Origin of the sequence: Parabacteroides merdae ATCC 43184 (assembly GCF_025151215.1) — a bacterium.
In the GTDB taxonomy this organism is placed as follows: domain Bacteria; phylum Bacteroidota; class Bacteroidia; order Bacteroidales; family Tannerellaceae; genus Parabacteroides; species Parabacteroides merdae.
The window spans coordinates 3,511,445-3,525,488 of the sequence record NZ_CP102286.1 but is presented as its reverse complement, the minus strand read 5'-3'; the positions used below and the strand labels follow the sequence as shown (position 1 = coordinate 3,525,488).

Sequence of the window (14,044 nt, the reverse complement as noted above, 5' to 3'; positions counted from 1 at the left end):
GCTGTTTCCAAAATAATTAAAATGTTAGATTAATACCGAAGGCATACTGACGCATGGTAGAATATCCCATACTAACACGCATTTCCGGATCCATACCGGAGAAGCCGGTAATCGCAAACAGATTCTCCCCCGAAGCATATACGCGAAGCCTTTCAACATAGAACTTTTTAGAAATGCTTTTAGGCATTGTATATCCTAAAGTCAAATTTCTAAGTTTAATGAAATTCCCTTTCTCCAGATGAAGCGAAGAACTTGCTGAACTCTGAGCCCCCGATACATTAACCAAACGAGGTTGTTTTGAAGACTGATTGGTTCTCGGATCTGATGGATTTTCAGGATCATAGAAATAATGATCATTCGCTACCGCATCCGGAATTGCATAACCATAAGTCGTTTCACTTGAATTCCTTGCCTTACCATAGTAATAAATACTAAATCCAGCAGATCCTCCCCAAGTCATAGAAAAATCGAAATCTTTCCAATTTGCACTGGCCTGGATACCAAAATTATATTTAGGGGTTGTTGAAGTTCCCTGAAATTCAGAATCATATGAATTACCATAAACTCCATCCCCATTCGCATCCGCATAAATATACTCGCCATACCAAAGTGCATTTTTAGCAATATTATTATAAGGTTGGAAAGTATAACCTGCCGCTTGCATGGCTTGAAGCCATTGCATATCGTTTTCCGTACGGATCATACCATCTTTAGGACCACCATTTATATTGACTGTACCGTCCGCATTGAAATATGAACCGTTACCGTTATAAACGTTAGGAAGATAAAACTCATTAATCTGACGTCCTTCGATAACTCTCGTAGTACTACCAGTAGAAACATCTCCTATATTAGTAGAATATTCCGTATGTCCCTTATTCCATCCTTTTTCCAATTTACCTTTATATTTGCTGACAAAATTTTTATTAAAAGAAAACTGACCTTTAATGCTATAGCTGAAATCCCTGCCGATATTATCTCTCCATCCGAGCTCCAATTCAACACCCCTATTCGTAACTTCCGCAATATTCGCTTTCGGAGCAGTCGCATTTCCCATTACCATATACATATCAGGAGTGTACAGAATTCCGGTAGTCAACTTATTATAAACATCTATATTACCATGTAATTTATTATCAAAGAAACCAAAATCAAGACCGACATTGGTAACAGCTGTCTCTTCCCAAGTAAGAGCGGCATTGGCAATAGAAGTGATGGCGATACCACTTGTCAAAGCTTGACCGGTAGAATAATTTGCTGCCGAATATACAGACTGCCAATCATAGTTACCGATTGCATTATTACCCAACTTACCCCAAGAAGCACGAAGCTTTAAGTTTGTCAGCCACTGTACTGGTTTAAGCCACAACTCCTCATTCATACGCCAACCGGCCGAAAAAGAAGGGAAAGCTCCCCAACGATAATCAGGAGAAAATCTCGACGAGCCATCATAGCGCAAGTTAAACTCAAGCAAATATCTGCTCTTATAAGCATAATTCGCACGTCCGAACACCGAACGGGCAGCATATTCAGTCCCATAACCAGCCGTCGAATAAGGTGTTGTAGCGGCATCAAGGTCATTTACAGCGGCATCTGTAAGTCCCAGCTTACTCACATTCGTCTCCCTGTAATCATACGTTTCTTCCTCATAGCCAACCATTGCCGACACATCATGAATACCAAAAGACTGGTTATAATTAAGTAAATGGTTCAACTTCGTACGATTCGTCCTTGTATAATACATACGAGTATAAAGAGTTGATGGGTCATCGGCCCCTGTTGAATAAGCTCCCTTAGAAAAACTGAACTTTCCAATGGAAGCGTCCGATACTTTTCGCTCCCGGCGAAGATCCTGATAATAAAAATCAAAATTATATGTAAAATATTTCAGAAACTTGACTTGAGCATACCACTCCGTATAAAGCTGTGAATATTTGTCAAACCCATTCAATACATTATCCCAAAGTCCGTTATGCGATTGTGGATCTTCTTCAGGTCCTTCCGGTGCACCATATTTTCCATCATAATACGGATATATACAAGGAACCATCTTTTCCGTGTTCATAGAATTGATATGACTGCTCCCATTATAACTAGTAACACTGACTTCTTGATCGGTAACATTTCCCGAGGTACGAGTTCCAACCCGCAACCAGTCGGTAATATCAGAATACAAGTTCACACGTCCCATATAACGATTATATCCCGTATTCTTCATGATACCCGGATTATCTATATAGGAAAAGCTCATTGAATAACCTGTTTTCTTCTCCTTGCCATTGAGTGAAATCGTGTGCTTCTGCATCCATTGCTTCGTATAAATCTCATCCCACCAGTCTGTATTGGGATAAGCAACATAGTTCGGATAACCCGAAGCAGAAATTCCGTTAGGATCAGCTTTAGCGGCTTCCCAAAGATCAATAGAACTCTGAGAAAAGATATCAGAGTTTCCTAAGTTATTAGATGATTCATTCATCAATTTCATATACTGAACATAATCCGAAATTGTATGAACAATTTTGAAAGGTTCATTATAGGAGACTGTACCATCATACGTCACACTAATTTTACCTTCCGTGCCGTTTTTGGTCGTGATAAGGATAACACCGTTAGCACCACGGTTTCCATATATGGCACAAGAAGCTGCATCTTTAAGGATAGAGACATTGGCTATATCAGAAGGATTGACCATACTGATGCTTTGTTCCATTCCATCAACAAGAATAAGAGGACTGGAAGAATTCAATGTCCCGACACCGCGAATGTTATAGGAAAAACTCTCTGCATTAGGTTGTCCGGAACTTTGCATGATCTGAAGGCCGGGTGAAGCACCGCTAAGAGCTTGAGAGGCATCGGTGACGGGTCTCGATGACATCGATTCGAAATTAACAGTGGAGACCGAACCGGTCAGGTTTACTTTCTTCTGGGTACTATAACCAACGACAACTACCTCTTCCAATGCTTGCGTATCCTCCGATAATGTAATATCGACAACAGAACGATCTTTAACTTGAATTTCGATTCTATTATATCCTATGTAAGAAGCTACCAACACGGAATTTCCGAATACGGACAAAGTGTAATTTCCATCGACGTCGGTAATAGTTCCATTGGTAGGATTTCCTTTCTCAATGATATTGGCGCCGGGGATCGGTTCTCCGTTTTTATCCGTTACCACACCTTTTATATCTTTCTTTGCTTGTAAAGCAACTTGCCTTTCGTTTCCTTTATATAAGGCAATATGCTTGTCGTTTATCACATAATGGATATTCTCTTTTGCAAATAGTTCATCCAATACTTCGGGAACTGTCTTATCCTTAAAGTTGACAGTAACCTTACGAGTTACTTTTACCTGTTCCAAATTATACGTGAAATAGAAACCGCTTTTTTGTTCAATAGTAGTGAGAACCTCCTGTACGGTCGTATTTTCCATATTCAATGACAATTTCACCGACTGTGAATAGCTTAAATTAGCAAAAGACTGTAAGGTTCCCAATAGTATGAATAATATAACACATCTCATAATATTTAGACTTTTTCGCAGCCATGACGATTTATATACACCGCATGGCGTATTTTTCATAATATAATGCATACATTTGTAAATGATTAGTTAGTAATAAATTTAGGTTCGCTAAAGCGTTACTCGCTTAATCCCGGCTGAAGATATTGGCCTATCTTCAGCCTTCGTTTTTATCAATCCTTTCCCATAGGCTTTTTATTTTAATGGTTTGAAAATCCGTATTTGTTCCCCTTCAAATAAATAATCCAATCTCCTGGTTTCTTTCAGTAAATGTAAAACCTGTTCAATTGTAGCTGTATCCTTAAAGCGGCAAGTAAAAACTTCAGAACTTAAAGAATGATCCGTTATAACTATTTTCACATCAAATTTCCGTTCCAAATCACGGACAATATGATCAAGCCGACATTGGATAAAAGCGCCTTCTCCTTTCATCCATAATTTAACCGTATTCGTATTGATATTTTTCTCCAATGCCAAACCGGAACTTCCCGAATATGAAACCTGTTCGTTTGGTTTAAGAGTCAATCTGTTTTTACAGTCGTTTGTTTCCACTTCAACCTTTCCCTCTGCCAATGTGACAACGGATTTTTCGTCGAAGTAAGCTTTTACATTAAATTTCGTTCCCAATACCTTTATTGCCAGCAAAGGTGAATGCACGACAAAAGGAAGATGTTCCTTATGGGCCACATCGAAAAAAGCCTCCCCTTCAAGCCGGACATTCCTTTCCTTATCAGAGAATTGAGTCGGGTAAATAAGTTTACTTTGGGAATTCAACCAGATCTTTGTTCCATCGGAAAGCATTAGAGATGCTCTTTGTCCTTTCGGCACTTCTACCGTATTCTCGCCTACAGTTGCCGGTTGAACCATTTTATAAAGATTCAATCCTAATAATCCGATGATGATAACAGCTGCCACATATTTCAATATCGGATATATGTAAAAATGCGGTTTCGCATTTTTACTCTTTCCCAGGGAAAGAGTAAAACGGTTGTACGCCTCCTCTATCTCTCTCCTATCCGAGAATCGCAGTTCATCCTTCAAACTCCATATGCGTTCCATTTCGAACAGCCAGTCAGCATTGGGTTTGCCGGATGCGATCCATTGGTCGACTAAACGGAGGTCTTCCGAGGTACAGGTATGCGTAAGGAATTGTATGAGTAATTGTTCGTCCATCTTCTTTGATTGTACTTATAGAAAGAAGACAATCGAAGCGGGAGGTACTACGTGGTCAAAAACAAAGAAAAATTCAATTTATGTTGCAGAGCAGGAATATAAGCAGGAAAAGGCCTTTCAAATCTTTCCGTAAGAAGGCAAGTGCTTGCCGGATATGTCCTTCGACTGTACGGGGAGAGATTCCCATAATCTCGGCTATCTCCTTATGGCTGATATCATGGAAATAGGCCAGACGGAAAGCCTGTGCGCATTTGGGAGGCAGTTTATTAACGGAGAGTTCTATGATTTCCCGCAAATCCTGATTTATAACAGACTTAAGGACATCGTTGGAGTCGGTGGATTCGCCCCAAAAAGCGATACGCGCCTCAGCGATACGAACACATGATTCGTACTCGTCAACAATCATCTGGTGTTTAATGTGGTTCAAGCAACTATTTTGCAACCATTTAAAAAGGAAAGATTGGATATTGTCGGGTTGTATAACCTTTTTCTGTTCCCAATAGGAAGTGAAGACTTCTTGCACCAAATCTTTGGCAACCTGCTCATCTACAAAACGACAAGCGAGCGCCATCAATTTAGGATAGAAACATTCAAAGAAAGTTTTAAAAGCAGCATGATCTCCTTTCCTGACTTTTTCAATGTCAATTTTCGCTTCCATCATATCGTATTCTTTCTATTTGTGGTAAAAAAGCGTGGAGCTATTGTCTCATCCGGTTAGGAGCTCTGGTAAGCTTGTACAACAAATAAGCAATAGCCCACGCCCTATGGGAGCGCGAGCGTTTTTGCCTATTATTCTTTTTGTACAATGAATTTACCAGATTCCTAACAAAGAATAATACGAAACGCTTCTACGTTTTTCTTTATATTTCCAGACAAAGATAATTTTATTTTCAATAAAAGGCTTATTCATCTGCAATTAATTTTTCTTATACCTCTTACAACACTATTTAGCATCTTGGCTCTTGACAAGTTCGGACAAACCCGTATCTTTGTATTGTGGTTTTTTCATAATAGTATTAGATTTAAGGTTAACAAAGTTTGGTTAGGGGTTGTCGTGAGACAGCCTTTAATTGTTTATAGGGGTTTCTTTTGCCTATAAATAACCAGATCGGGGAAAATTGATAAGTTATCCGGCAGAATTGCCATTTACCGCAAGCCACAATGGGTCGATATTTGCATTATAAAACAAACATATAAAACAGCAAAGACATGACGACTAAATTAAGTAATCTATTTTACACTTTCCTGAACATTGCAGCTTCGACTCAAAAGTTGGGCATTAACTTGATCCGCGTGGCAATCCTGATCATCTTCGTATGGATCGGAGGATTGAAATTCTATAACTATGAAGCAGAAGGTATCGTGCCGTTTGTGGCGAACAGTCCTTTTATGAGCTTCTTCTATACGAAAAGCGCTCCCGAATATAAAGAATATAAACTAAAAGAGGGGGAATTCAACGAGGCCAAACATCAGTGGCATGTGGAAAACAACACGTACGGCTTCTCGCACGGGTTAGGCATTCTGATCATGGCGATCGGTATCCTGACGTTCTTAGGTATTTTCTCCCCTAAAATCGGCCTGGTAGGTGCAGGACTTGCTATTATCATGACGATCGGAACGCTCTCTTTCCTGGTGACGACGCCTGAAGTATGGGTACCGGACTTGGGAAGCGGAGAACATGGATTCCCACTGCTGACCGGGGCAGGCAGACTAGTAATAAAAGATACGGCAATCATTGCCGGGGCGATCGTAGTGTTCTCGGACTGTGCACAGAGGATATTGAAACAGAAGAAATAAAAAGTAGAAAGGGGTTGCCTACACATTGTATAGCCACCCCCTTTTTATTCTTTTATAAATCAACTTTTAACTTGCCGAAGCTGCCTGCTCATCCACCGATACCAGCTCGATTTCGAATATCAAAGTCGAATAAGCCGGGATATCACCGTTGTCGCTTGCGCCATAGGCTAGCTGCTGCGGAATCCAAACCTCATATTTATCTCCTTCAACCATATGTTGCAAAGCAACTGTCCAACCAGATATGACGGAACCATATCCATTCGGATTGGAGTTCGAATAATTCGCATAGTATGAACTGACCGCACACTTGAAGGGCGTACCGTCTTCAAACAACCGGGCATCAAACTCCGTTCCATCTGTCAAAGAACCTTTATAGTAGACCGAGACACGGCTATTGAAATAGGCTTGCTTGCCATTCCCCTTTTCAATCAGTTTGGCACAAACATAACCATCACCGGCTTCCGAATACCATCTTACAAAACCGGTTTCATTTACTTTTGCCTGGAAGGCAATGTCCTGTTCCAACTTATAAGCCTCTCTTTCAACAGCTTCAGTATCATCGTCATCATCCTTGCAAGAAGAGACAACAAAGACACACAACAACATCAACGCGATATGCAGGTATTTCTTCATGCGTTTATTCCATTATCTTTTTTAATAAATTCTTCATGCTTACCTTCTCGGAGATAATGTCATGCAACTTGTCGATGCTCACACGTTCCTGTTCCATCGTATCGCGGAAACGGATCGTGACACAATTATCCTTCAAAGTATCGTGGTCAACTGTAATACAGTACGGGGTTCCGATAGCATCCTGGCGACGATAGCGCTTGCCGATAGAATCTTTTTCGTCATACTGGCAACGGAAATCGAAACGCAACATCTTCATGATCTCCTCAGCTTTTTCAGGCAGACCGTCTTTCTTCACCAACGGCAATACGGCGAGCTTGATAGGCGCCAACGCTGCGGGCAACTTCAATACAACACGTGTTTCGCCGTTTTCCAATGTCTCTTCGCAATAAGAACCGGCCATCACACTCAAGAACACGCGGTCTACACCGATAGAGGTCTCGATTACATACGGAGTATAGCTCTGGTTCAGTTCAGGGTCGAAATACTGGATTTTCTTGCCGGAAAACTTTTCGTGCTGACTCAAGTCGAAATTCGTACGGCTATGGATACCTTCCACTTCCTTGAAACCGAACGGCATTTCGAATTCGATATCAGTAGCCGCATTTGCATAGTGGGCCAGCTTTTCGTGATCGTGATAACGATATTTTTCATTACCCAATCCCATTGCCTGGTGCCATTTCAGACGAGTAGCCTTCCACTGCTTGAACCATTCCATCTCTTCGCCAGGACGAACGAAGAACTGCATTTCCATCTGTTCGAACTCGCGCATACGGAAGATGAACTGACGGGCAACGATCTCGTTACGGAAAGCCTTACCGATCTGAGCGATACCGAAAGGTATTTTCATGCGGCCGGTCTTCTGTACGTTCAGGAAGTTGACGAAAATACCCTGTGCTGTTTCCGGCCGCAGATATACTTTCATGGCACCGTCTGAAGTAGAACCCATCTCCGTAGAGAACATCAAATTGAACTGGCGGACATCGGTCCAGTTACGGGTTCCGGAGATCGGGCAAACGATTTCGCAATCCAGGATCAGCTGGCGCAGGTCTTCGAAATTGGAATCATTCATGTCTTTCGAGTAGCGTTCGTGGATCTCGTTCCACTTAGCCTGATATTCAAGCACGCGTCCGTTCGTCGCGCGGAACTGGGCTTCATCGAAAGCATCACCAAACTTCTTCGCAGCCTTGGCCACTTCCTTATTTATCTTCTCCTCGATCTTCGCCAGGTGATCTTCGATCAGTACATCGGCACGATAGCGTTTCTTGGAATCCTTGTTATCGATCAGAGGGTCATTGAACGCGTCGACATGGCCGGATGCCTTCCAGATAGTAGGGTGCATAAAGATAGCCGAATCGATGCCGACTACATTTTCGTGCAACAACGTCATGCTGTCCCACCAGTATTTCTTTATGTTATTTTTCAACTCTACGCCATACTGCCCATAATCGTACACTGCTCCTAAACCGTCATAAATCTCTGAAGAGGGGAATACAAACCCGTATTCTTTACAGTGCGAAACTAATTTCTTAAATACATCTTCTTGTGCCATAATAATAATTTGCCAATTAATTAATGTGCCAATGTGCCATTTTTGTGCATTGGCACATTATTAAGTTTGCAAAGTAAATGATTTTTTTGGTAACCTGTAGCATTTTCAGCATCTTATAAGGATATTTTCGAAGAAACATCAGCTAAATGAAACCAACTCCTATCCTGGTAAGGACGAACGGCTACCCGTTTCGGAGCAGTTTCATAGAGGGGGAAATTTTGTTCCATTGGCATGAATCTTTTGTTTCTTCCCATAGAAAACAAATTTTCACTGGCGAGAAAAGTTATTTTCTCCTCATGGAAACAGATAAAACATTCCACACTTCAGGTTGATTAAAGCAGGACTTTCAACAAAAAGATCCCGATCCATCGAACAGTCGCCGGGATGGATCGGGATCGGGCATGTATGGGGAATAAAATATCAGAGCGCTTCCTTAAGGATCTCGCCTACGGTCGGATGTGGGAAGACGATGGACTTCAGCTCGGAGGCCTTCATGCCTTTTTCGACAGCGATCCCGGCTATGACGATCAGCTCGGAGGCCGGATTTCCCAAAAGGTGGGCGCCGATGATCGTTTCGTCTTCAGCCAAAATCAGCTTGCAGACGCCGTTGCCCTGCTCGTTTTCAGCGACAAAGCGGCCGGAGAACGCCATCGGTATCTTCTTGACGGTGTAGGGCGTGCCTTCGGCCTGCAGTTCCTCTTCGGTCTTGCCAACGCCTGCGATTTCGGGATTGGTATAGACAACGCCCGGAATGGCCTTGTAGCTCATGCTGCGGTTCTTGCCTAAAATATGATCGACAGCCACTTCCGCTTCGCTGACAGCCGTATGGGCCAACAGGGAGAAAGCGGTGATATCGCCGCAGGCATACACATTCGGGACGGAAGTCTGCATAAATCCGTTCACTTTGATCCCGTTGCGGAAAGGTTCGGGGGCCAGTGTTTCCAAGCCGAAACCTTTGGTCACGGGACGACGGCCTACGCTCAACAGGATTTTTTCGCCTTGGATGACTGATGTCTCGCCGTCTTTCTCGACCGTCACATCGCCGCCGTTTACGGCAGTCACCTTATGTCCTAAATAGAACTTGACGCCCCGTTTGGCATATTCGACCTGCAACATCTCGGACAGCTCCCTATCCATCGGACCGAGAATCTTATCCAGCATCTCGACCACATGCACTTCCGTTCCCATGCTGTTGAAGAAGGAGGCGAACTCCATGCCGATCACACCGCCACCGATGATCACCAGCGAAGTCGGCAGTTCTTTAGACAGCAACGCCTCACGGCTTGTCCAGTACTCCGTTTCCGCCAATCCGGGAATGGGAGGTATGACAGTTTCCGAACCGGTGCAGATAAGCAGGTTGGCGGCTTCATAAACAGCTTCGCCCGAGGCGATAGTGATCGTTCCGTCGGCTGCCCGCCCTTTGATTTCGGCTTCGCCGCTCACCACTTCCACGCCGTTCTCCTTCATCTTCATGCGGATGCCGGCTGTCAGTTTCTTTACGACTTTATTTTTACGAGCGATGATCTTCGGGAAATCGAAAGCAGGATTCTCCGCACTTACCGCATATTTGGGGGCGTGTTTGATCGTATCAAACACTTTCGCAGAATAAAGCAAAGTCTTTGTCGGCACGCATCCTTCATTCAGGCACACACCGCCTAACGCGTTCTTCTCAAAAAGCACGGTGGACAAGCCACCCGCAGCCGCCTTCTCGGCAGCCGTATAACCGGCGGGACCGCCTCCGATTATGGCAACATCGTATTTCATGTTCTCAGATTTAATTAAATTTTATATTGGGATTAATTTGTTGTAAGATCGAAATAAATTCTTCCTTGTCGGCCGGATAAAAAGAGGAGTGCCTCTCTATGCCTCCTTCCATACGGGAGTAATAGACGACGACTTTGTTACCGCTGCACTCGAGCCGGGAGATCAGTTTCACGTCGATTTGCCCGTTTCCGTGCAACATGTCCCTATCCGTTATCTGATACGGACGTAACTGAAGTATAGTTAACGGCAGGAAACAAAGGATCAAGGGTAGTCGATCAAATTTGTCCTCGCTGAAAGCATCCATAATAACCAACAATGCAAATACTCCTAATAAAATCCAGAAGATGTATACATGCCAATCTTTCTGGTTTTTCCGAATCCGTGCTTTCATGGTAATCTGTTTTTAAGTTTTAGATAACCGGTTCCTTTATCCGGATATCGGGATTATGCTTCTTCAACAGCTTGACAAAGTCCTGCTTGTTGACCGGCGAAATCAATAGCCACTGCGTGTCGCCTTTGTAGATGATCAGACGGTCCAGTGACAGGGCGTAGCTCGAGACAGGCATCACTGTCACCTCGACGGCACTAATCTCCGAGATAGGAATCTTTTTCTCCGGAAAGATACTGCAATGGGCTATCAAGTGACCATCCGCCGTTATTTTATACCAAGTCGACAACAGCATGTGAATGCATTCCAATGTAAACAACAGCAGCATGACCATCGTCACGGGAGACTTGCCGCCCACAAATGCAAAAACAGTGCTTGCCACCATCACCAACAGTACCAAATGGTACCACCAACCAACTTTTGATTTAAAGACTCTGTCCATATCCTGAATTTTGCCGAAAGATAATCATTTTATTTCTTTTGGCGATTCAGGGAAAAGAAAATGCGCTGCAACTTCTCAGTAACAACGCATCCACTTAAACCGGTCAAACAATTCCCAAAAAGGAATATATCTTACATTACTTTACAACTTCGAGGACAGTATAATATTGCAACTGATTGTTGTTATTATACTGTTCGTTCTTTACGACACCCACATTCGGAGCGTACCATTCATATCCATAGCCCTCGATCGTTTCCTTCGGGGAGCGGGATTTGATTTTATATTTTACTTTCGTGCAGTCGAACGTGCCGGCGGGAGTCGCTACCTGTTCGGTCGTCACATATTCGCGGTCGTAGATAGACACGTTTTTGCGATCCTTCCGATTCTTCTTCGAGTAGATCTGAATGGTTGCATCATCGAAATACATATCGTCGCCATTATTGGACGGAGCGTTCGATACACTCGGATAGTTAATGACTGCTTCGGTAGCAGCCAAATCAGACTGGATGGTCGACACGAAAGACGGATTTGACAAAGTCTCCTTCATCTCGATAAAGAACTCACCATCTCGGCAGAATGCTTCCAGGTCACCCTTGTCATAAACCGTACCTGCGCTATTTTTGAACACATAATCGGCTTCCACTTCCAGGCCGGACGGGATGTTCTTCACTTCATCGACCGTGTAGGTCATCACACTCTGCAGGTTTCCTTTTGCATCATAGCCTTTTTTTACGAGCTGCGTACCTTTGGTCTGCGGGAAAAAGAACGTACAATCCTGAGCCATCGCACCAGCCGCAAACAACAAGGCCAGAGCATTCAATACAACTTTAGATTTCATATTTTAAAACGTTTAAGTGTTAATAATTAGCAGGATATCCAATGCCCCAATAGAACAGGGTTCCATTCTGAGATGTTTACGACGAGAAGTTTAAAATATCCAAAGAATCAGTAATGCGGACTATTTTGCACGAAAGCGGGCTGTATAAGGTACAACTAAATAAGTTAATTCCTAACTTTGTCAGCCACAAAGGATATAAACTATGGTACAACAATTCGATTTCTTAGTGATCGGTTCCGGTATCGCTGGCATGAGCCTCGCCTTGAAGGTAGCCGATAAAGGGAAAGTAGCCATCATCTGCAAGACAGAGCTGGAAGAAGCGAACACCTATTTCGCGCAGGGAGGCATTGCTTCGGTAACAAACCTGCTGGTAGACAATTTCGACAAGCATATTGAAGACACAATGATTGCCGGCGACTGGATCAACGACCGGGAAGCCGTGGAAATGGTTGTACGAGGCGCACCGGATCAGATCAAGGAACTCATAAGTTGGGGTGTGAACTTCGACAAGAAGGAGAACGGCGAGTTCGATCTTCACCGCGAAGGAGGGCATTCCGAATTCCGCATCCTACATCACAAGGACAACACCGGCGCCGAGATCCAACTAAGCCTTATCGAAGCGATCAAGAGACATCCCAACATCACGATATTCAACCATCACTTTGCAGTAGAGATCATCACGCAGCATCACTTGGGTATCATCGTCACCCGTCATACGCCGGGCATCAAATGTTACGGCGCTTATGTGCTGAACGAAGACACCGGTAAGGTAGACACGTTCCTGTCCAAGGTAACAGTTATGGCAACAGGTGGTTGCGAAGCCGTTTACCGCAACACAACCAACCCGCTGATCGCTACGGGCGACGGTATCGCAATGGTGTATCGCGCGAAAGGAGCTGTCAAAAACATGGAGTTCATCCAGTTCCACCCGACCGCTCTTTTCCACCCGGGAGACCGTCCCTGTTTTCTGATCACCGAAGCCATGCGCGGATATGGCGGCGTCTTACGTACGCTGGACGGAAAGGAGTTCATGCAAAAATACGACAAACGTCTGTCTCTCGCCCCGCGTGACATCGTAGCACGTGCGATCGATAACGAGATGAAACTCCGAGGTGAAGATCACGTTTACTTGGATGTGACCCATAAAGACCCGGAGGAGACGAAAAAGCATTTCCCCAATATCTATAAAAAATGCCTCAGCATCGGCATCGACATCACGAAGGATTATATCCCGGTAGCTCCAGCAGCCCATTATCTGTGCGGCGGTATTAGTGTCGATCTGAACGGGCAATCCAGCATCCGTCGTCTCTATGCCATCGGCGAATGTTCCTGCACAGGGTTGCACGGTGGAAATCGCCTGGCTTCCAACTCGTTGATCGAAGCAGTCGTATATGCGGATGCAGCCGCTAAACATATCCTAAGCGTCCTCGAACGCTACGACTTCAATACCGACATCCCCGAATGGAACGATGAAGGTACGATTTCCACCGAAGAACGCGTACTGATCACCCAAAGCATGAAAGAAGTGAACCAGATCATGGAATCGTATGTCGGCATCGTCCGCAGTAATACCCGCCTGACCCGCGCCTGGAACCGCCTGGACATCCTGTACGAAGAGACGGAAAGCCTCTTCAAACGTTGCAAGGCCTCCAAAGAACTGTGTGAACTGCGTAACATGATCAACGTCGGTTACCTGATCACCCGTCAGGCAATGGAACGTAAGGAAAGTCGCGGGTTGCACTATACGATCGACTATCCGCCGTTAAAGAAAGATTAAAAGCCCGGAAAAAGCATGTCAAAATCACCTTGTTCCCGCACTCTCCCACACGAGGCACGGGAACAAGGAGTTTTTAATTTTCTTCCTTTCCTTATAATTTATTATGAACATGAAAAAGCACCATCTATTACTATTCTTTTTATTCCTGTTTATCTCCTGT

The 14,044-nt window shown here is 43.9% G+C and carries 11 protein-coding genes; 2 read left to right on the top strand and 9 right to left on the bottom strand.

Annotated features, from left to right (window positions below; translation table 11 throughout):
* Positions 1–16: 16 nt before the first annotated feature.
* From NQ542_RS14450 to NQ542_RS14440, 3 genes are all read right to left on the bottom strand, one after another.
* On the bottom strand, positions 17–3,433 hold the full coding sequence (locus NQ542_RS14450; RefSeq protein WP_005639667.1) for a TonB-dependent receptor: 3,417 nt from the start codon (positions 3,431–3,433) through the stop codon (positions 17–19).
* 285 nt (positions 3,434–3,718) lie between these two features.
* Entirely contained in the window at positions 3,719–4,696 is a 978-nt protein-coding gene (locus NQ542_RS14445) for a FecR family protein (protein WP_005639665.1), read from the bottom strand.
* Positions 4,697–4,769: 73 nt separating this feature from the next.
* Positions 4,770–5,357: an RNA polymerase sigma-70 factor gene (locus tag NQ542_RS14440; RefSeq protein WP_005639663.1), complete on the bottom strand. Its 588-nt coding sequence runs from the start codon at positions 5,355–5,357 to the stop codon at positions 4,770–4,772.
* Positions 5,358–5,905: 548 nt separating this feature from the next.
* Between NQ542_RS14440 and NQ542_RS14435 the strand changes: the two genes are divergently transcribed.
* Positions 5,906–6,493 carry a DUF417 family protein gene (locus tag NQ542_RS14435; protein ID WP_005639659.1) on the top strand — a complete coding sequence of 196 codons (588 nt, stop codon included), beginning with the start codon at positions 5,906–5,908 and terminating at the stop codon, positions 6,491–6,493.
* A 66-nt stretch (positions 6,494–6,559) separates the two neighbouring features.
* Here NQ542_RS14435 and NQ542_RS14430 read toward each other — a convergent pair whose 3' ends face one another.
* The 6 genes from NQ542_RS14430 to NQ542_RS14405 form a co-directional block, all read right to left on the bottom strand.
* Positions 6,560–7,126 (bottom strand): FKBP-type peptidyl-prolyl cis-trans isomerase, encoded by a 567-nt coding sequence (locus tag NQ542_RS14430; protein WP_005639657.1) that lies wholly within the window; start codon positions 7,124–7,126, stop codon positions 6,560–6,562.
* Positions 7,127–7,130: 4 nt separating this feature from the next.
* Positions 7,131–8,675 carry a glycine--tRNA ligase gene (locus NQ542_RS14425; protein ID WP_005639655.1) on the bottom strand — a complete coding sequence of 515 codons (1,545 nt, stop codon included), beginning with the start codon at positions 8,673–8,675 and terminating at the stop codon, positions 7,131–7,133.
* Between the two features lie 420 nt (positions 8,676–9,095).
* On the bottom strand, positions 9,096–10,439 hold the full coding sequence (lpdA, locus tag NQ542_RS14420) for a dihydrolipoyl dehydrogenase (protein ID WP_005639651.1): 1,344 nt from the start codon (positions 10,437–10,439) through the stop codon (positions 9,096–9,098).
* Positions 10,440–10,449: 10 nt separating this feature from the next.
* Positions 10,450–10,830, bottom strand: a complete 381-nt coding sequence (locus tag NQ542_RS14415) for a hypothetical protein (RefSeq protein ID WP_005639649.1) — start codon at positions 10,828–10,830, stop codon at positions 10,450–10,452.
* 19 nt (positions 10,831–10,849) lie between these two features.
* Positions 10,850–11,269: a PH domain-containing protein gene (locus NQ542_RS14410; protein ID WP_005639645.1), complete on the bottom strand. Its 420-nt coding sequence runs from the start codon at positions 11,267–11,269 to the stop codon at positions 10,850–10,852.
* A 136-nt stretch (positions 11,270–11,405) separates the two neighbouring features.
* Entirely contained in the window at positions 11,406–12,107 is a 702-nt protein-coding gene (locus NQ542_RS14405) for a TapB family protein (protein WP_005639644.1), read from the bottom strand.
* A 202-nt stretch (positions 12,108–12,309) separates the two neighbouring features.
* Here NQ542_RS14405 and nadB point away from each other — a divergent pair, with 202 nt between their 5' ends.
* Positions 12,310–13,884, top strand: coding sequence for an L-aspartate oxidase (gene nadB, locus NQ542_RS14400; protein WP_005639642.1), 1,575 nt, complete (start codon positions 12,310–12,312; stop codon positions 13,882–13,884).
* Positions 13,885–14,044 lie beyond the last annotated feature (160 nt).

Excerpts from the sequence above, each read along its gene's own strand:
- NQ542_RS14415 (WP_005639649.1), bottom strand. The coding sequence starts at position 10,830 with ATGAAAGCACGGATTCGGAAAAACCAGAAAGATTGGCATGTATACATC.
- NQ542_RS14450 (WP_005639667.1), bottom strand. The coding sequence starts at position 3,433 with ATGGAAAATACGACCGTACAGGAGGTTCTCACTACTATTGAACAAAAA.
- nadB (WP_005639642.1), top strand. The coding sequence starts at position 12,310 with ATGGTACAACAATTCGATTTCTTAGTGATCGGTTCCGGTATCGCTGGC.
- lpdA (WP_005639651.1), bottom strand. The coding sequence starts at position 10,439 with ATGAAATACGATGTTGCCATAATCGGAGGCGGTCCCGCCGGTTATACG.
- NQ542_RS14435 (WP_005639659.1), top strand. The coding sequence starts at position 5,906 with ATGACGACTAAATTAAGTAATCTATTTTACACTTTCCTGAACATTGCA.
- NQ542_RS14425 (WP_005639655.1), bottom strand. The coding sequence starts at position 8,675 with ATGGCACAAGAAGATGTATTTAAGAAATTAGTTTCGCACTGTAAAGAA.
- NQ542_RS14440 (WP_005639663.1), bottom strand. The coding sequence starts at position 5,357 with ATGATGGAAGCGAAAATTGACATTGAAAAAGTCAGGAAAGGAGATCAT.
- NQ542_RS14405 (WP_005639644.1), bottom strand. The coding sequence starts at position 12,107 with ATGAAATCTAAAGTTGTATTGAATGCTCTGGCCTTGTTGTTTGCGGCT.
- NQ542_RS14410 (WP_005639645.1), bottom strand. The coding sequence starts at position 11,269 with ATGGACAGAGTCTTTAAATCAAAAGTTGGTTGGTGGTACCATTTGGTA.
- NQ542_RS14445 (WP_005639665.1), bottom strand. The coding sequence starts at position 4,696 with ATGGACGAACAATTACTCATACAATTCCTTACGCATACCTGTACCTCG.
- NQ542_RS14430 (WP_005639657.1), bottom strand. The coding sequence starts at position 7,126 with ATGAAGAAATACCTGCATATCGCGTTGATGTTGTTGTGTGTCTTTGTT.